Origin of the sequence: Polynucleobacter sp. JS-Polo-80-F4, assembly GCF_018881965.1 — a bacterium.
Taxonomy (GTDB): Bacteria; Pseudomonadota; Gammaproteobacteria; order Burkholderiales; family Burkholderiaceae; genus Polynucleobacter.
This window is the reverse complement of record NZ_JACVPI010000001.1, coordinates 57,884-76,569: the sequence shown is the minus strand read 5'-3', so window position 1 is coordinate 76,569 and position 18,686 is coordinate 57,884. Positions and strand designations below refer to the sequence as shown.

The following is an 18,686-nucleotide window of genomic DNA, read 5'->3' as shown; positions in this document are numbered from 1 at the left end:
TTATTGATGCAATCAAGGCTTAGTCTGGAATATTAGACTTGCGAATGATTGGACCCCATTTATTGATCTCTGCTTCCAGATGTGCTTTTAGACCTTTGGGAGTCATCTTCTCGGGGGAGACGATATCAATATTGGCATCTTCCAAACGTTTTTTGACATCGGGAGTGTTGAGTGCCTTTATCAATGCAGCATTCAATTTATCCAAGATGGGCTTTGGAACACCTTTTGGTGTGTACATGCCGTGCCAAACTTTAACCTCAAAGCCTTTGAGACCTTGCTCATCTAAAGTGGGGACGTTAGGAATCGCAGGTAAACGTTTCAAAGTAGTTGTGCCGAAAGCCTTGACGCGACCATCTTTAATATAGGGAATGGTTTGAGTGGTTTGATCGCAAAGCAAGTCGACCTGACCGCCCAATAAGTCGGTTAAGGCCGGGCCGGTTCCTTTATAGGGGATATTGGTCAGCTTGACACCCATGCGACTCTGGAACAAGAGTCCGCACAATTGAGATACGGCACCAGGCCCAGCATTTGCCATTGTCACTTTGGAGCCATTCGCTTTGATGTAGGCCTCTAGCTCTTTAAAGTTATTCGCTGGCAAATCTTTTTTGCCTAAGAGCACCATCGGCACGTCAGCAACTTGGCCAATATATTCAAAGTTTTGCAAAGGATCGTATGGGAGTTTGTCATAGAGGGCGTTAGCTGTTGCCATGCCCATGTGATGCAAGTAGATTGTGTAGCCATCAGGTGCAGCGCGCGCAACCTTGGTGGTGGCGATTGTGCCACCAGCCCCATTGACGTTTTCAACTATGATGGTTTGTCCAAGGGCTTGACCCATTGGGACTGCAATTAAACGCGCAACAGTATCGGTTGGGCCACCTGCTGCAAAAGGAATCACCATGGTAATAGACTTGGTAGGCCAATCTTTTTGAGCGAGGGCGCTAGTGCTCAGAAATGCTCCAGCCGCTAAGGCGGCAGCAACTCCTGAGAATAAGAATTGTTTGATTTTCATATTGGTCTCCATCTTTTTTATGTAGACCAATTTTGCCAGTTTTATAACTTTTTCAGCAACTAAAGACCCTAGTGTTTACCAGTAATTGCCAGCGTCCTTTGGGCTAATAGAACAACGGGGCGATCGATCATGCGGCCATCTAATTTCACGGCACCTCCCTTGGAGGCCTTATCCGCTTCGATGACGCGTTGGGCCCACGCCAGATCTTCTTCTGTTGGGGTAAACGCCTTGATGACAAGGTCTACTTGCTTTGGATGAATGCAGAGTTTCCCGCCGAAGCCCATGCGCTTTGCTCGCTCAGCATCATCAGTGATACGTTCAATATCATCAGTGGATGGTGTAACCCCATCAATAGGAGGGGCAATCTGCGCGAGCCGAGAGGCCAATACGATTTGAAAGCGTGCGGTTTGTAATTCAGTTTCTTGTCGATCGCAGATCATTCCGAGGTCCGCCTGTAAATCTAAATTACCTAAGGCGAGTCTAATAACTTGATTGGAGTTTGCAATTGCCTTTAGTTGATCTAAGCCAATTGCCGTTTCAATCATCGGAATGATTGCGGTATTAGGGAGGATTAGGGCAGCGCCATTAATCTGGTCGAGTGATTCGCTCTTGGGGATCAATAGGCAGGCAACTTGAAGTTCTTGAGCCAAAATTAAATCAGCTGAGTAAAACTTGCTACCTGGGGAGTTCGTCCGAATTACTAAGCGTTTCTTTTGTTCAGCACTAAAGTTTGGCCAGGCAGCGCGAATAGCATCACGAGCACTCGCTTTATCTTCTTCAGCAACAGCATCCTCCAGATCCAGTACAACCCCGCTAGCACCACTGTCGAGAGCCTTTATAAAGCGCTCAGGGCGAGTGCCCGGTACAAATAGAAAGTTAGTGCTGTAGCCTAATGGCGTATCAAGTGGATTCATGAATAAGTATGTACTTAGTTTGACGGAAAAAGAAAGCCCATCTTGGCTTGTTTGCGGATATTCCACAAGAGATCAATTGCCTTAGTCATTTCTGCTGGGCTAGCGCCTCCGCTAAAGGCAGCTAGGCGCATAGCTTTATCGGTAATTTCTGCACGAGAGAGGGTATTGCCTGGGTCACCTTTGGGTTCATCGACTCGACCCTCTAAAACTTGCCCATTATTTAAATGAACTTGAACTTTGCCTATCCAGCGTTGTGGATAGGCGCCATCTACCTCAGGATCGAGCGTCATCGAGACACGCTCACGGAACGCGCAAATTTCATCATCATGAAAGTGTTGATCAAATTCTTGCAAGCCAGCAAATTGATAGTGCGCAACAAGTGCAAGTACGGTACCCATGGAGAACTTCGACTGATGCACCGTTGCGGGATCGGTGACTGGACCCAAGACATCAATAGCACCCTGATGGACTAAGGTTTCTACCTTAGCGATATCGCTTGGAGTAAGTTTGTTTGACAACATGACTTGCAGTAATGCATCAGCAGCAGGGTGAGTGTGACGACATGAGGCGTAATATTTAAAACTTGTTTCTGCCAAGGCCCAGCGACTTCCTAGGCGATCAACTAACTTGCTTGGATCGCTATCGCTAGACATACCGGCTGCTAGACCTTGCTTGCCCTCCAAAATATGCTGTGCGCCTGTAAAGCCAGTTTGTGCAATGTAGGCAGACATTAATCCAGTAGATGCTGCGTGCGCAGTGTGGAGTTGCTTTGAGTCTGCAGCATCGCGCAGAAATTCCCAAAGACCGGCCGACTGTGTGCCCGCAGAGCCAAAGGCATTCAGCATTTGCTCGGGAGACAGCTTCAGAAGTCTTCCAACCGCTGCAGCTGCCGCTAAGGTGCCGGCAGTTCCGGTTGTATGAAACACTTTGTAATGAGATCGACCTAAGAATTCACCAACCCGAATACCCACTTCGTATCCCGCAACTGCGGCTACCAATAGATCTTCACCAGAAGCGCCAATGGCTTGAGCACAAGCTAGTGCGGGTGGAAACACCACTGTCGCCGGATGAAAGACTGAACCATTGTGAACATCATCTTGTTCTGCGACGTGTGAGGCTGCAGCATTAGCCATCGCTGCTAAAAAAGGGCTGGAGGTTTTACGAGAAATCAGCACCTCTGAAGGGCCAGCATGTGCGTTACTAAAGCCACCCATATTTTGTGCAAACTGCGTAATGAGTTCTACCGGGCGAGAGCCTTTGCCTGCGATAGCGGAACCAAACCAATCGACCAATAAATCCTCAGCACGGTTCATCACCTCTGCAGGTATATCAGCAGCCTGTAAATTGGCAGCAAAAGTAGCTAGCTCACGAGAAAGACGTTCAGTGGTCATGAATTAAAAGTATTTTATTAAGCTAAAACAGCGGTTGCTTGCATAGTGAGCCAGCCTTCGTGATCTTGCGCCCAAATGGAAATTGTTTTTCCACTTGGATCTTTTTCTAGATCAGGTTTGGCGCTCACCTTAAAAATGTTGATATCGAAGGTTGGGCGAATGGCACGGAACTCAAAGCTCTTCAGCCTGCAATCAGGGATACTTTGACGCACTAAGTCAACCAATAGAGTGGCAATCAAAGGACCGTGCACAATTAAACCTGGATAGCCTTCAACCTCAGTCACATATTTGCGATCGTAGTGAATGCGGTGACCATTAAAAGTCAGTGCTGAATAGCGAAACAGCAGAACATCATCAGGCGTAATGGTTTTGCTCCACTTGGCATCAGTTGGTGCGGGTGTGGGGGCAACGGGCTTGTCATCTTGTCCAGGCGCATTGCGATAGACAATGTCATGCTCTTCAATAATCGCAAGACCATCTTGATTGGAGATCTTGTGATTAACTAATACGAAAATCAAATCACCAGTACGACCTGCTTTGTGCGTAACTGACTCAATTGTGGAGATGCGCTCAATCTCATCACCAATAGCTAGAGGCTTTAACCATTCAATACGACTACCTGCCCACATGCGCCGTGGTAGAGGAACTGGTGGTAGAAAGCCGCCGCGCTTCGGATGACCGTCAGGTCCAATTTCTGATTGGCGAGCATGGGGTAAGAAATACAACCAGTGCCATAGCTCAGGTAAAAAAGTTCCCTTATTGGGCGTAGCGTCTTCACGGTCTAAGGTTGCCGATAGTGCGCGTACGGGCGCTGCTGTGACGGTATCTTGAAGTGACTCGGTTTTGCCAAGCCATTCTTGGAGGTGGGTGATGGTTTGAGGTTCGATTCGCATGAGTTCCATTATGCCAATCTTGTAGAAAAACTCACCCCATCAAAACGGAGATGCAATAGAACAACAATCCAGCCAATGCAGAGCCAGCCAATACCGACATTACGCCCTTCTGAAACTTAAATAAGGCCAGACCAGCTAGGACGCAGATAAGAATCGAGACCCAAGAAATCGAGCCACCAAAGCCCCTCGGTAAAAACACGTGATATGCAAAAAATAGACCGAGATTAACAATGACGCCAACGACTGCAGCAGTAATGGCTGTCAGAGGGGCAGTAAATCCGATCTTGCCATGAGTTGATTCAATCAGAGGGCCACCCACTAAGATAAAAAAGAAAGAGGGTAGGAAAGTAAACCAGGTGGCAACACAGGCACCGATAACGCCAAACCAAAATGGATTGCTATTGCCGATCAGAGATTGAATGTGTCCTGCTAGGTAGCCCACAAAAGCCACCACCATAATGAGTGGACCTGGTGTCGTCTCTCCTAGAGCTAAGCCATCAATCATTTGGTTAGCGCTGAGCCAATGAAAGTGTTCAACTGCGCCTTGGTATACGTAAGGAAGTACCGCATAAGCGCCACCAAAAGTCAGAAACGCAGCCTTCGTAAAGAACCACGCGATATTGACATATAAAGTCTTCCAGCCAAAGATTGCCACTAAAGCGCCCATTGGAATCAACCAACATGCCAGTGCAACCAAGCCATGGCGAGCTGCCTTTGAGTACGTCAATTTCGCATGCTCAGGCGTGGGGGTGTGATCATCAATAATGGCAGCGCCGTATTGTTTTGTTTCTTTGGCGCCATGCCCACTACCTTGCTGAAAATATTCTGGATAGCGTTTGCCTCCCCAGTAGCCGATGGCAGCGGCAATCAATACGATGATAGGAAAGGCTAAATTGAGAATAAAGATTGCCAGAAAAGATCCAAGTGCAATCCACTGAAGCGCTTGGTTATGAATCGTGCGCTTGCCAATGCGAACTGCAGCATGCAGCACGATTGCAGTGACTGCAGGTTTGATGCCAAAGAAGATGGCAGCAATCCAAGGAACCTGTCCAAAAGTGAGGTAAACCCAAGATAGGCCAATCAAGATCAATAAGGAGGGCAATACAAAGAGGGTGCCGGCCAAAATGCCACCCCAACTCCGATGCATGAGCCAGCCAATATAAGTCACTAGTTGTTGAGCTTCTGGCCCTGGAAGCAGCATGCAGTAGTTGAGTGCATGTAAAAAGCGCCGCTCAGAAATCCAGCGACGCTTCTCAACTAACTCTTGGTGCAAAACAGCGATTTGTCCTGCTGGCCCGCCAAAACTAATGAAACCTAGCTTAGCCCAAAACTTCAGGGCTTCACGCAGGGTTACCGATGAAGGGATGCTCAAACTTCGTCCATTCCACCTACAACTTGACTAAAGCCGTTATCCACATAAATGATTTCAGCTGTGATGCCGTTTGCTAGATCAGATAATAAGAATGCAGCAGTATTGCCTACGTCATCAATCGTCACGTTGCGACGAAGGGGTGCAGTCTCCTCAACCGCTTGCAAAATCTTGCCAAAGCCTTTGATGCCTGAAGCTGCCAAAGTTTTGATTGGTCCAGCAGAGATGCCGTTAGCGCGAATACCTTTGGGACCAACGGAACCAGCGAGGTATCGAACAGAAGCTTCAAGTGATGCTTTTGCTAAACCCATCGTGTTGTAGTTAGGAACATTCTTCATGGAGCCTAAATACGTCAAGGTGAGCAATGAAGATTTATCTCGCAACATTGGCAGTGCCTCTTTTGCCATTGCTGGGAAGCTATATGCAGAGATGTCATGTGCAATCTTGAATCCTTCGCGAGAAAGGCCTTCTAAGAAATCACCTGCAATTGCCTCGCGTGGGGCAAAACCAATGGCGTGTACAAAGCCATCAAACTGAGGCCAGGATTTGGCTAAATCCTTAAAAAGAGCGCTGATTTGTTCATCGCTGCCCACATCGCAGTCAAAAATGAGTTCGGTATTGAATTCTTTAGCAAAATCAACAATGCGGTCCTTAAAGCGCTCGCCCACATAGGTAAAGGCTAGTTCAGCGCCTTCACGGTGGCAGGCCTTGGCGATGCCATAGGCAATAGAGCGGTTGGAGAGGAGTCCGGTAATGAGGATTTTTTTGCCGGTGAGAAAGCCCATGTTGTGTCCTTTACTTCAAATATGATTAGCTATCTACAATTGTTGCATATATGCCCACCCTAAAGCCCATTCGACAAATCGCCCATTTCTTGCTGCTAGCCCTGCTAGTAGGGCTTGGGGCCAATATAGCTCTAGCTGGGCAGGGGATTGCGCAGTACGGTAAACCCAAGTATCCCGAGGGATTTGCCCATTTTGATTACGTAAATCCCAATGCTCCCAGGGGTGGAACCCTGGTATTGCCAAACCCTGGACAAAGAACGAGCTTTGATAAATTCAACCCATTCACCCTCAGAGGCATCACTGCCCCCGGTATCGAGTTGATGTTTGAATCCTTGGCAGAGGGAAGTGCTGATGAGGTGTCTAGTATTTACGGTCTATTGGCGGACGATATTCAAGTGGCCAAAGACCATAAGTCGGTCACTTTCCACATTCGCTCTGAGGCGAAGTTTTCAGATGGCAGCCCAGTCTTGGCTGCAGACGTTAAATATAGTTTTGATACTTTGATGAGTGGTAAAGCTCACCCCCGATATAAAACTACCTTTGTAGATATTAAAGAAGCGATAGTTTTATCGGAACGATCGATTCGATTTGATTTCAAAAATGACAACGCTGAACTTCCAATCTTGGCGGGAACCTTTCCAGTGTTCTCGCGTAACTGGGGTAAGAAACCAGATGGAACGGTCATCCCTTTTGAGAAGATCGCCTTTGAGGCGCCGATTGGTAGCGGGCCTTATTTGATTGAATCTTTTAAAGCGGGTAAATCGATAGTTTATAAAAAGAACCCAAACTATTGGGCGGATCAACTTAGTAAGCCCTTAAACGTGAGAGTTGGTTTTTATAACTTCGATCGAGTGCTTTACAAACTCTATAGCGACGATGCTGTCAGGCTAGAAGCCTTTAAGGCAGGAGAGTTTGATGCTCTAGTGGAATACCGCGCCAAGATTTGGGCCAAAGGGTATGTGGGCTCCAAATTTGATAAGGGCATTCTATTAAAGAAAGCATTCCTCAATCACAACGGTGCTGGCATGCAAGGTTTCGCCATGAATGTCCGTCGCCCCATATTCAAAGATGCGCGTGTTCGTGAAGCCTTGGGTTACGCACTCGATTTTGAATGGCTCAATCGCCAAATCTTTTTTGATCAATACAGTCGGATTAATAGCTATTTCACGAACAGTGACTTGAGTGCTAACTTTGATGGTCCCCGTAAGCCAACTGATGCTGAATTAAAGTTACTTAAGCCCTTAAAGGATAAATATCCGCAATGGGTTCCAGATGCTGTCTTTGGGCCCATGCCTGCTGCACCATCAACAAAGCCCCCGGGTAGTTTGCGTCAGAACTTAAAGAAAGCCCGTGAACTCCTGCTGCATGCTGGCTGGCAATATCGTGACGGCGCATTGCGCAATGAAAAGGGCGAGCCATTTCGTTTTGAGATTGTCGAGGATGGCGGATTTTTCTTGAGAGTGATCTCTGCTTATGTGCGTAACTTAGAAAAGTTGGGAGTGCAGGTAGATATTCGAACAAGCGACTTCGCTCTGCATCAAAAACGCATGAATGAGTATGACTTTGATATGACAACAGTGCGTTTTCAGGACTCCCAAAACCCAGGCAACGAACTCTGGGATCGCTTTGGTAGTCAGGCCGCTAAAGAAAAAGGCTCTGACAATGTGATTGGCGTGCAATCGCCAGTGGTTGACGCTTTGATCGATGAAATTACTAAAGCACAAAATCGCGAGCAGTTAAGAACCGCTACCAGAGCATTGGATAGAGTCTTGTGGAATAGTTACTACGTGGTGCCGCAGTGGTACAACCCAACCCATCGCGTTGCCTTCCGTAATGAGATGCGCTACCCAGAGCCCCCTTTGTATTACTCGGCCGAGGCCTGGATCATGCAAAATTGGTGGAAGGAAGAGGCTAAATAATGCAAGGTCAAATGCGCGCCTATATTTTTAAACGTTTGCTCTTAATGATCCCAACCATCTTGGGGGTGCTAACGCTTACCTTTGCAGTTGTGCAATTTGTGCCGGGTGGCCCTGTAGAGCAAATGGTGCTTGAGTTAAAAGGCAAGGGTGGCGCAGCAACAGGAGGCTCTGAATCTTCTGGCTCTGGTTCAACCTATCGCGGGCGCCAAGGTGTAGATGCGCAGCGCCTTGAAGAAGTAAAAGCTTTGTACGGTTTTGATAAGCCGCCACTCGAGCGTTATTTCATGATGTTGGGGCGCTTTGCTAGATTTGATTTAGGGCAAAGCTATTACCAGCATGAAAGTGTTTGGAGTTTGGTCGTCTCTAAATTACCGGTCTCGATCAGCATCGGTTTATGGACTTTCTTCATTACTTATTTGGTATCTATTCCCTTGGGTATTGCCAAAGCAGTGCGCGATGGTTCGCGCTTTGATGCCATTACAAGTAGCATGATTCTGGTTGGTTATGCGATTCCAGGCTTTGTATTGGGAGTCCTATTGCTCGTGCTCTTTGGAGGTGGTAGCTTCTTGCAGCTATTTCCACTACGAGGTCTAACATCGGATAACTGGAGTGATCTCAGTTTGATTGGTAAGGTCATGGATTACTTGTGGCATTTAGTGTTGCCAATTACCGCATCTGTCTTAGGTAGTTTTGCCGTAGTTACTATGTTGACTAAGAATTCTTTCTTGGAAGAGATTCGTAAGCAGTATGTTTTGACTGCGCGCGCAAAAGGACTTACTGAAAAGCAAGTGTTATGGAAGCACGTATTTCGCAATGCACTCTTGCCGCTAGTGACGGGTTTCCCCGCAGCATTTATTGGCGCATTCTTTACTGGCTCATTGTTGATCGAGACGCTATTTTCTCTGGACGGACTTGGTTTGCTTTCTTACGAGTCTGTGATGCGTCGTGACTACCCAGTAGTTTTCGGCACTTTATATTTGTTTACGCTGATTGGCTTATTCACTAAGCTCATTTCTGATCTTTGCTATGTATATGTGGACCCGCGCATTCAGTTTGGTGCTGGAGGGGGCTCATGAGTCGTTGGCACCGATTTAAAAATAGCCGCGTGGGTTATGCGAGCCTATGGATCTTCATGATTCTATTTGGCTTGTCGATGTGTGCTGAGTTGATTGCGAATGACAAGCCATTGGTAGTCCGCTACGAAGGCCATTTCTACTTCCCAATTGTGAAAAGCCAACCGGAAACTGTTTTTGGCGGCGACTTCGCTACGCCAACTGACTTCTTGGATCCTGACATCCGTCACAACATCACCAGTGATGGCAACTGGGCAATCTATCCGCCGATTCACTATAGCTATGAGACGCTCAATTACTTTTCACAAGTACCCAATCCTGCGCCGCCTTCTTGGGAGAACTGGTTAGGGACTGATGATCGTGGGCGCGATGTATTGGCTCGCCTCATTTATGGTTTCCGTCTATCCATTCTCTTTGGTCTCGCACTGACTATTGTCGGAGTGAGTGTAGGCATCATTACTGGATCTTTAATGGGCTTCTTTGGGGGCAAGTTTGACTTGGTTTCCCAGCGCTTAATTGAAATCTGGTCGGCTATGCCTGAGCTCTACTTGCTCATTATTTTTGCTTCAATCTTTAATCCCAGCGTTTCTTTATTAATTATTTTGCTAGCAGCATTTGGTTGGATGGGTTTATCGGATTACGTCCGCGCAGAATTTTTCCGTAATCGCGCCTTGGAGTATGTGCGTGCCGCAAGAGCGCTAGGTTTGACGAATGTCCAAATCATGTGGCGCCATATTCTGCCTAATAGTCTGACACCGGTAATTACCTTTTTGCCGTTTCGCATGAGCGCTGCCATCCTTTCTTTAACTAGTTTGGACTTTTTAGGTTTAGGGGTTCCTCCTGGAACGCCAAGTCTTGGGGAGTTGCTCTCTCAAGGGAAAAGTAATTTGGATGCTTGGTGGATCTCTTTATCCACTTTCGTAGTCTTGGTAGCGACCCTGTTGCTATTAACTTTTATGGGCGAAGCATTGCGTAATGCTTTTGATTCTCGCAAAGCTGGGTTGATGAGTGGAGGGCGCCCATGAGCGAAGTTTCAACTCAAAAGCAGTCCTTATTGCGCTATGAAGATCTGTGCATTTCATTTGGATCGGGTCGACGCGAAAAGTTTGCTGTCAATCATCTCGATTTAGAAATCGGCATTGGTGAGCGTGTTGCTTTAGTGGGAGAGTCGGGTTCTGGTAAGACGCTGACCGCCTTAGCGCCTTTGCGGCTCGAACCTGAGGGTGCCAAGGTTTCTGGAAAGATCCTGTGGAGCAAAAAGGACGGTAAGGGCACGGTAGATTTGCTATCCATGTCTATGCAAGACATTCGGGAAATTCGTGGTCGTGAAATTGCAATGGTGTTTCAGGAGCCAATGACTGCTCTTAACCCGTTATTTACTGTCGGCAATCAAATTATTGAAGCAGTACAAATTTACCAGCCTTTAATTTCTAAAGCAGACTCCATTGATGCTGCGATTGACTTGCTCAGAAAGACTGGGATTCCTGAGCCCGAGCGTCGTTTCCATTCTTATCCACATCAACTATCTGGTGGTCAAAGGCAGCGCGCCATGATTGCGATGGCTTTGGCGTGTAAACCACGGCTATTGATTGCAGATGAGCCCACCACGGCTTTGGATGTCAGTTTGCGTTTGCAAATCTTAGATTTACTCAAAGAGCTCCAAGAAGAATCCAAGGATCATGGTGGCATGGGCATTTTGTTGATTACCCATGATCTCAATTTAGTGAAACATTTTGCCCAACGAGTAGCAGTGCTCAATCAAGGGAACTTGCTAGAGTCTGGCTCTACCAAAAAAGTGTTTGAGCATCCAGAAGATCCTTACACCCGCGCCTTGGTGAATAGTGAGCCCGTGCGTGACTTGGCGCCACTGATGCCCTTGGCACCGGTGCTATTAAAAACAGAAGAACTATCAGTGGCCTACCCGAGTTCAGAGTCTGTTTCTTGGTTTAAAAAAGCACCATCGCATAAAGTGCTAAAAAAAGTTAGCTTTGAACTTAAGCAGGGGCAGACTATTGGCATCATTGGTGAGTCAGGCTCTGGTAAGACGACATTGGGTATGGCGGTACTTGGTTTGCTAGGGGATTCTGATGCAGAAGTTACTGGTGATGTTGATGTGCTTGGTAATGACTGGCGGAAACTAAAACCGATAGAGCGACGCGCTATGCGCTCTAGCTTGCAGGTGATTTTTCAGGATCCCTTTGGATCGCTGTCGCCTCGCATGAATGTTTTGCAGATCGTTTCTGAGGGTTTGGATGTGCACTTCCCAAAACTGTCGGCTTCGGAACGTGAGAATCGTGTAGTGGATATGCTGAAAGAAGTTGGTCTTGATCGTTCGGCATTACTTCGATATCCCCATGAATTTTCTGGTGGACAACGTCAACGGATTGCAATTGCACGTGCCTTAATCTTGCGTCCACAAATTTTGGTTTTGGATGAGCCGACCTCCGCACTAGATGTCTCCATACAGAAGCAGGTTCTTGCCTTGTTGACTGAGCTGCAGAAAAAGTACAACTTGGCTTATCTGATGATTAGCCATGACTTGGCAGTAATTCGAGCAATGTCACATGAGGTGATGGTTCTCAAAGGGGGTAAGGTGGTGGAGTTTGGCGATACTGAAACCCTCATCAAGCATCCTCGTCAGACCTACACCAAAGAACTTTTTGCAGCTGCTGAGCTGACTTAGCGAAGGGTGGGGGCGGGCGAAAACCCTGCCTAAATGGGCTAAATTGGTGCATTTGCCCCTCTTTAAAGCAAATTTATCTTTATAAACAAAGACTTAAGCATAGACTAAGGACTTGGTTAATTGAGGGTTCTTTGTTAAACTGATCCGATGTCATTGAAAAAAGTACTGCTTTTAAAGCTACTGGGCCTTAGTTTGGGTGCCATTGTCTCTGTATCTGCCTATGCGGCCGATCCAGTGATTGAGGCATCTGCGGATGTTGCAGTTCCCAAAGAAAGCATGTTCCAGGCGGGGCGTTCTTATATTGCTCGTGTATCAGATCGCTTGGCAGACACCGTAACCGGTAAATCAGAAGAGTTAATTAACCGCGCCATGGAAGTGATTGGTGTGCGTTATCGCTGGGATACAGAATTGCCGCAATCTGGATTAGATGGCAGTAGTTTTGTTGGCTACGTTTTTAAAGACAAACTCGGATTTTTGTTGCCACGCAAATCCACTCAAATGAGTCGTGTTGGTAAACCCATTACTCGTGAAGAGTTGCAGCCAGGCGATCTTGTATTCTTTAACACGATGCGCCTCACTTTTTCTCATGTGGGAATTTATGTGGGCGACAACAAGTTCATTCACTCTCCTTCTAAAGGTACGAATGTTCGAGTGGATGATCTTGGTAGCCTCTATTGGGATAAGCGTTTTGATGGTGCACGTCGCTTAGATGGTAGCGATAACCTGAACGATTCCGAGCGTCAAGAACTTCTGAACGAAGTTAAAAATCTCAAGCGTAAGTCACGCAGCCTTTAAGCAAGAGCTCTTCAGCCTGATGGCAGTTAGCTCTTTAGCTTCTCTTTAATCAATCCCATTTGCTCTTGAGCGGCAAGTTCGCCCGCAAGAATAGCTGCATTTCTGGATTTGAAGTCACTACTACTCATCTGCCTTAATTGCGGCTGAATGACGATATCAGCACTTTTCAATTCGTATTGATTGATGCTTCTTTGCATAATGGAAATGGTTTGCTGCAAGACGCCAAACGTTCCGCTGGCATCTTGTAGAACGGGTTCGGTTGAGATGTTCACGGCAATCACTAAGGTTGCTCCCATTTGTCTGGCGTAGCTAACTGGTACTGGCGCCACTAAGCCGCCATCTAAGTATTCCTTTCCGCTGATGACTGCTGGCTGAAATACACCTGGCACGCTGCAGGACGCACGAACCGCCAAGCCGGTATTTCCGGTTCTAAATAAAACACCTTTGCCTGACTGCAGTTCTGTGGCAACGATGCCCAAAGGGATGCGCATTTGCTCGATAGTTTTGTTTTGCACTTCCCGGTTGACCATGTTTTGCAACGCATCACCCTTAATCAGTCCGCCAAATCGTCCGGTAAAGGGAAGGCCCCAGTCCGCAATCGTGGCCTCATCCAGATTTAGGGCCAGGCGATTGAGATCATTTCCTGTGGCGCCTGAGGCCAGCAGGGTGGCGATAACGCTCCCTGCACTACTGCCGACAACAATGTCAGGTCTGATGCCTTGGGCCTCCAGAGCCTTAATGACACCTACATGGGCAAAACCTCTGGCTGCACCAGCGCCCAAAACCAAGCCAACCACCGGTTTTTTGCTGCTAATCATGCTGCAAGAGCTAAGCCCGGCAGCGCCAAGAAGGGCGCCCATGCCCATTCCGAAGCTCCCGAGACCCAGGAGTCTGCGGCGCCCTATGGAATCTAGGCTATCTGGAGGGGATAAAGGGGGTCTTGTGGAATTCTTGTGCATATAGCTATTGTATTGAGCCTACCTTATAATGGTTGGAAGGTGAACGAAAAGGACTTCGTTTCAGCGCGGGCATATCCCAATAAGAACTGATGAGATAGATTGTCCGTAGTCGCTAGAGAACACCAAAACCCATTACTAAATACATTTTTAAAGTCTAATCAGGATGACTCCTGGTAGCCCGAATTTTATGGACGATCACAATAAGCGCGTAATTGAAACAGCCCTCCTGTGCGCGCAGGAGCCACTCACCGTTGCTGATTTGTCTCGCTTATTTATAGAAGACATCACTACCTCAGATATCGATGAAGCATTAATTGAAATCCAGCGTAATTGGGATGACAAGGGTATGGAGTTAGTTCATATCGCTACCGGCTGGCGTTTTCAGAGCCGTCTTTCGATGCGTGAATACCTCGATCGCCTGACTCCAGAAAAGCCTCCAAAGTATTCCCGTGCTGTGATGGAGACATTAGCCATCATCGCCTATCGTCAGCCAGTGACTCGTGGTGAGATTGAGGAAATTCGCGGAGTTGCCGTCAGCAGTAACGTGATGAAGCAATTAGAGGATCGCGGTTGGGTTGAGGTGATTGGCCATAAAGAAACGATTGGCCGTCCAGGTTTATATGCCACCACCAAACAGTTCTTGGACGATCTCAGCCTGACAAATTTACAAAGCTTGCCAATCTTAGAAGATGCCGCACCAATGGCTGCTGCGGCGCAATTGGGTCAAGCAGTAATGGAATTTGATCCATCTGCCACTGTAGAAACAGTCATCATTGATGCCGATGCACAAGAAGTAAATGAGACTGAAGTTGAGGTAGTGGAAATCGTTGTTGAAGAAACAACTATTGAGATTGCTGAAGAAGAAACAATTGAAGAAGTTACCCCTGAGTCTGAAAATAATCCAGACGAAACAAAATAATAATTAATGACAAGCTCTAACGAAAACGATTCATCCCCGGTAGTAAATTCATCGGCAACCCCTTCCAATTCAGATGCTGCGCCTTCAAATGCTGATGGCCAGAAGACTGAGGGTGGGGAGCGCACAGAACGTGGTGATCGTCGCCCGCGTCGCCAAGGCGCTGGAGGTAGTAAACACCCTTTTAATAAGAAGCGCCCATTCAATAAGGATCGGCCACGTCGCGAGGGTGTCGATGCCAATAGCCCCCGCGAAGGTGGAGGCAATCCAGGCAACAATCAATCTTCAAAATTAGCACCTAACCCAGCAGAGAGCGAGGCCTTATTTGCTTCAGTGGTATCGGGTGAATTTGATGCTGCCTTAGATGCTCCAGAAATTGAAGAGACTAAAAATCCTGATGGCGTGAATGAGAATGAGATCTCTCATCAAACTGGCGCTGAGCGTCGCGCACAACGCGCTCAACGTTCCCGGGAAGATGAAGATTCGGATGTACCAACAGATGAAGAGATGAGTAGTTTGCAATTTGCAAACGTTGATGATCTCCCGCTGAGTTTGCGTGATGAAGTATGGTCTGACCTCGATGGTTTAGATGACGATGCTGATGATGAAGATACCGTTAAGTTGCATAAGGTATTGGCTGATGTTGGTATGGGATCTCGTCGCGATATGGAAGACTTGATTATTCAAGGACGCGTATCCGTCAATGGATTACCTGCTCACATTGGTCAGCGCATTGGACCAACAGATCAAGTGCGAATCAATGGCAAGCCAGTGCATCGCAAGATTCAGACTAAACCGCCACGCGTGATCATGTATCACAAGCCAGCCGGTGAAATCGTTAGCCAATCAGATCCAGAAGGTCGCCCAACCGTATTTGACCGTTTGCCAAAGCCACGTCAAGGACGTTGGATCGCGGTTGGTCGCTTGGACTTTAATACTGAAGGTCTGTTGTTGTTTACTACTTCAGGTGAATTGGCGAATCGCCTAATGCATCCACGTTACGGTGTAGAGCGTGAATACGCTGTGCGTATTTTGGGTGATTTGAGTCAAGAAAATACCTCTCTATTAAAGAGCGGCATTACGCTCGATGATGGCCAAGCTAAATTCTTACGTCTAGCGATGGGCGGCGGTGAAGGCGCTAACCGCTGGTACCACGTTGCATTAAGTGAAGGTCGCAATCGCGAAGTGCGTCGTATGTTTGAGGCGGTTGGTCATGTGGTATCTCGCCTGATCCGAACCCGTTATGGCATTTTCTTGCTGCCTCCACGCTTAAGACGCGGCAAATGGGAAGAGATTGAAGCTGGTGGCATCTACAACTTGATGAAGTCTGCAGGCTTAAAAATGCCACAGCCGCAAGACAAGGGTCGCAACCCTAACGCGAATTCCAATAATCGTGATCGTCGCCCTATGGGTGAAGATTTCCAGCCTGACCCAATGCAAACCTCGGTTTCTTATTGGGGCTCTCGTGATGCCTTAACCCTTGCTAGCGGCCACAATGGCCTCACGCATCAGGGCCGAGGTGGAAAACCAGGTGGTGGCAGTGGTTCTGGTGAAGGGCGTGGTCCTTTCCGGGGTCGCACCCAAGGTGGTAGACCTGGTCAGGGCCAAGGCGGTCGAGGTGGTCAAGGCGGCCAGGGTGGTCAAGGTGGCCAGGGTGGAAATGGTCAGAACCGCAGTAAAGGCGGCAAAGTTCACCATGGTCAGTCCGCTTTTGTGACTGGCAACCCCCAAAGTCCTGGAAATGGGCCCAAGCGTGGTGCACCAAAAGGACGAAAACCCTTCAATAAAGGGCCTAGAAAGCCGCGTAATCCGGGCGAAAGCTTCTGATTTGTATCAGTTTTCTGCTAAATAGGCTATAATTTTGGTCTTACAGCAGGGTTTTGCTGTTTTGAGTAGTTACCGACTGATGTTGCGATCAACGTAAGTCGGCCTGTTCTGAATTTCGAGAATATGGGCTTTGAAGCCCATTTTTTTTTGCCATTTTGGTATGAAGGGGTGTCGTGAAGGATCAGCAGGTTATTTCTGCAGAGCTGGAAAACTTGGGTTACACGCTAGTTGAGATTGAGCGTGAAGCCGGAGGATTGCTGCGCGTCACGATTGAAAACCCGGATTACGAGCGCTTGATTTCTGTTTTGGATTGCGAGAAGGTGAGTCATCAGCTGAGCTACACATTGCCGGTTGAAAACATCCCTTACGAGCGTTTAGAGATTTCATCTCCAGGATTGGATCGCCCGGTAAAAAGTGCCGCAGATTTTGTGCGCTTTGCTGGCATGGAAGTAGATTTGAAGTTGCGTGTTGCCGCTGGTGGCCGCAAGAATTTTCGTGGTGAGTTGCAAGGTTTGCTGAGTGGTGAATTGAATTCACCAGATGCAAAGTTTGGTTTGGTATTTGAGGGTGCTGATGGTCAGCCCTCTCAATTGGAGTTCTCTTTAGCCGAGGTCGATAAGACTCGGTTGGTCCCTGTTATTGATTTCAAAGGAAGAAAGTCATGAGCCGAGAAGTTCTCATGTTGGCAGACGCGTTAGCGCGTGAAAAGAACGTTGATCAAGCGATCGTATTTGAAGCGTTGGAGATGGCTTTGGCCTCTGCAACCAAGAAGCGCTACGCTACAGAAGACGTGGATATCCGCGTTTCAATTGATCGCGAATCTGGTGAATACGAAACCTTCCGCCGTTGGTTGGTTGTTCCTAACGAAGCCGGTTTACAAGAGCCGGATAAAGAGATTCTGCAATTTGAAGCTCAAGAGCAGCTTGCTGACATGGAAGTTGGCGACTACATCGAAGAGCAAATCGAATCTTTAGCCTTTGGCCGTATCGGCGCACAAGCTGCTAAGCAAGTGATCTTGCAGCGCATTCGTGATGCTGAGCGTGAACAGATTTTGAATGACTACCTTGAGCGTGGCGAAAAGGTTATGACTGGTACCGTGAAGCGTGCCGACAAGAATGGTCTGATTATTGAATCTGGTCGTGTTGAAGCATTGCTCCGTCGCGATCAAATGATTCCAAAAGAGAACTTACGTTCTGGCGACCGTGTACGCGCATACATCCTTAAAGTGGATCGCGAAGCACGTGGTCCACAAATCGAACTCTCACGTACTTGCCCAGACTTCTTGATTAAGTTGTTTGAAAACGAAGTTCCAGAGATGGAGCAGGGCTTGCTAGAGATCAAAGGCGCTGCCCGTGATCCTGGTGTGCGCGCAAAGATTGCTGTAATTACTTATGACAAGCGTATCGACCCAATCGGTACTTGCGTTGGCGTTCGTGGTACCCGTGTGACTGCGGTTCGTAACGAAGTTGCTGGCGAAGCGGTGGACATCGTATTGTGGTCTGAAGATCCAGCCCAGTTTGTGATTGGCGCTTTGGCTCCTGCCCAAGTGTCCTCTATTGTGGTTGACGAAGAGCGTCATGCAATGGACGTAGTAGTTGATGAAGAGAATTTGGCAATCGCCATTGGCCGTAGCGGACAGAACGTTCGTTTGGCAAGTGATTTGACAGGTTGGCAGATCAACATCATGACTCCTGAAGAGTCTGCTGAGAAAACTGAAAAAGAAGCCTCTTCTGTACGCCAGTTGTTTATGGATAAGTTGGATGTGGACCAAGAAGTTGCTGACATCCTGATTGAAGAAGGTTTCAATACATTGGAAGAAGTGGCTTATGTGCCATTGTCAGAAATGTTGGAAATCGATTCTTTCGATGAAGATACTGTGAATGAGCTACGCACTCGTGCGCGTGACTCTTTGTTGACTATGGAGTTGGCAAAAGAAGAGCGTATTGGCGAAGTGTCACAAGATTTACGCTCCTTAGAGGGAATGACAACAGAACTGATTGCTAAGCTTGCTGACAATCAAGTACATACCCGTGACGACCTTGCTGAATTAGCTGTTGATGAGCTGGTTGAGGCGACACAAATTGACGAAGAAACTGCGAAAACGCTCATCATGAAAGCGCGCGAACATTGGTTTACTTCATGAGAGGAAGTAG

At 47.5% G+C, this 18,686-nt stretch carries 16 protein-coding genes; 9 read left to right on the top strand and 7 right to left on the bottom strand.

Annotated features, from left to right (window positions below):
• Positions 1-19: 19 nt before the first annotated feature.
• The 6 genes from ICN20_RS00360 to fabI form a co-directional block, all read right to left on the bottom strand.
• On the bottom strand, positions 20-1,009 hold the full coding sequence (locus tag ICN20_RS00360) for a tripartite tricarboxylate transporter substrate binding protein BugD (protein ID WP_216237241.1): 990 nt from the start codon (positions 1,007-1,009) through the stop codon (positions 20-22).
• A gap of 68 nt (positions 1,010-1,077) precedes the next feature.
• Positions 1,078-1,923 (bottom strand): CoA ester lyase, encoded by an 846-nt coding sequence (locus ICN20_RS00355; RefSeq protein WP_216237239.1) that lies wholly within the window; start codon positions 1,921-1,923, stop codon positions 1,078-1,080.
• A gap of 14 nt (positions 1,924-1,937) precedes the next feature.
• Entirely contained in the window at positions 1,938-3,314 is a 1,377-nt protein-coding gene (locus tag ICN20_RS00350; protein ID WP_216237237.1) for an MmgE/PrpD family protein, read from the bottom strand.
• A 17-nt stretch (positions 3,315-3,331) separates the two neighbouring features.
• Positions 3,332-4,216: a MaoC family dehydratase N-terminal domain-containing protein gene (locus ICN20_RS00345; protein ID WP_216237235.1), complete on the bottom strand. Its 885-nt coding sequence runs from the start codon at positions 4,214-4,216 to the stop codon at positions 3,332-3,334.
• 22 nt (positions 4,217-4,238) lie between these two features.
• On the bottom strand, positions 4,239-5,579 hold the full coding sequence (gene chrA / locus ICN20_RS00340) for a chromate efflux transporter (RefSeq protein ID WP_216237233.1): 1,341 nt from the start codon (positions 5,577-5,579) through the stop codon (positions 4,239-4,241).
• Positions 5,576-6,361, bottom strand: a complete 786-nt coding sequence (fabI, locus tag ICN20_RS00335; RefSeq protein ID WP_072583474.1) for an enoyl-ACP reductase FabI — start codon at positions 6,359-6,361, stop codon at positions 5,576-5,578. Before fabI ends, chrA begins: the two co-directional genes overlap by 4 nt.
• Positions 6,362-6,411: 50 nt before the next feature.
• On the opposite strand from fabI, the gene ICN20_RS00330 reads away from it, so the two are divergent.
• The 5 genes from ICN20_RS00330 to ICN20_RS00310 all read left to right on the top strand — a co-directional run bounded on the left by ICN20_RS00330 (position 6,412) and on the right by ICN20_RS00310 (position 12,831).
• Positions 6,412-8,280: an extracellular solute-binding protein gene (locus tag ICN20_RS00330; RefSeq protein WP_216237231.1), complete on the top strand. Its 1,869-nt coding sequence runs from the start codon at positions 6,412-6,414 to the stop codon at positions 8,278-8,280.
• A gap of 11 nt (positions 8,281-8,291) precedes the next feature.
• A complete protein-coding gene (locus ICN20_RS00325) occupies positions 8,292-9,356 on the top strand; it encodes a microcin C ABC transporter permease YejB (protein WP_216196495.1) in 1,065 nt (354 codons plus the stop codon).
• Positions 9,353-10,378 carry an ABC transporter permease gene (locus ICN20_RS00320; RefSeq protein WP_216237229.1) on the top strand — a complete coding sequence of 342 codons (1,026 nt, stop codon included), beginning with the start codon at positions 9,353-9,355 and terminating at the stop codon, positions 10,376-10,378. The genes ICN20_RS00325 and ICN20_RS00320 overlap by 4 nt, the downstream gene beginning before the upstream one ends.
• Positions 10,375-12,036: an ABC transporter ATP-binding protein gene (locus ICN20_RS00315; RefSeq protein ID WP_216237226.1), complete on the top strand. Its 1,662-nt coding sequence runs from the start codon at positions 10,375-10,377 to the stop codon at positions 12,034-12,036. The genes ICN20_RS00320 and ICN20_RS00315 overlap by 4 nt, the downstream gene beginning before the upstream one ends.
• A 147-nt stretch (positions 12,037-12,183) precedes the next feature.
• Positions 12,184-12,831, top strand: coding sequence for a C40 family peptidase (locus ICN20_RS00310; protein ID WP_216237223.1), 648 nt, complete (start codon positions 12,184-12,186; stop codon positions 12,829-12,831).
• Positions 12,832-12,857: 26 nt separating this feature from the next.
• On the opposite strand, the gene ICN20_RS00305 is transcribed toward ICN20_RS00310, so the two are convergent.
• Entirely contained in the window at positions 12,858-13,649 is a 792-nt protein-coding gene (locus tag ICN20_RS00305) for a patatin-like phospholipase family protein (protein WP_216240100.1), read from the bottom strand.
• 328 nt (positions 13,650-13,977) lie between these two features.
• Between ICN20_RS00305 and scpB the strand changes: the two genes are divergently transcribed.
• The 4 genes from scpB (at position 13,978) to nusA (ending at position 18,676) form a co-directional block, all read left to right on the top strand.
• Positions 13,978-14,709 carry an SMC-Scp complex subunit ScpB gene (scpB, locus tag ICN20_RS00300; protein ID WP_216237221.1) on the top strand — a complete coding sequence of 244 codons (732 nt, stop codon included), beginning with the start codon at positions 13,978-13,980 and terminating at the stop codon, positions 14,707-14,709.
• Between the two features lie 6 nt (positions 14,710-14,715).
• Positions 14,716-16,533, top strand: a complete 1,818-nt coding sequence (locus ICN20_RS00295; protein WP_216237219.1) for a pseudouridine synthase — start codon at positions 14,716-14,718, stop codon at positions 16,531-16,533.
• A gap of 173 nt (positions 16,534-16,706) precedes the next feature.
• On the top strand, positions 16,707-17,198 hold the full coding sequence (gene rimP / locus ICN20_RS00290) for a ribosome maturation factor RimP (RefSeq protein ID WP_216237217.1): 492 nt from the start codon (positions 16,707-16,709) through the stop codon (positions 17,196-17,198).
• Entirely contained in the window at positions 17,195-18,676 is a 1,482-nt protein-coding gene (gene nusA / locus ICN20_RS00285; protein WP_216237215.1) for a transcription termination factor NusA, read from the top strand. Before rimP ends, nusA begins: the two co-directional genes overlap by 4 nt.
• The last annotated feature ends 10 nt before the right edge of the window (positions 18,677-18,686 follow it).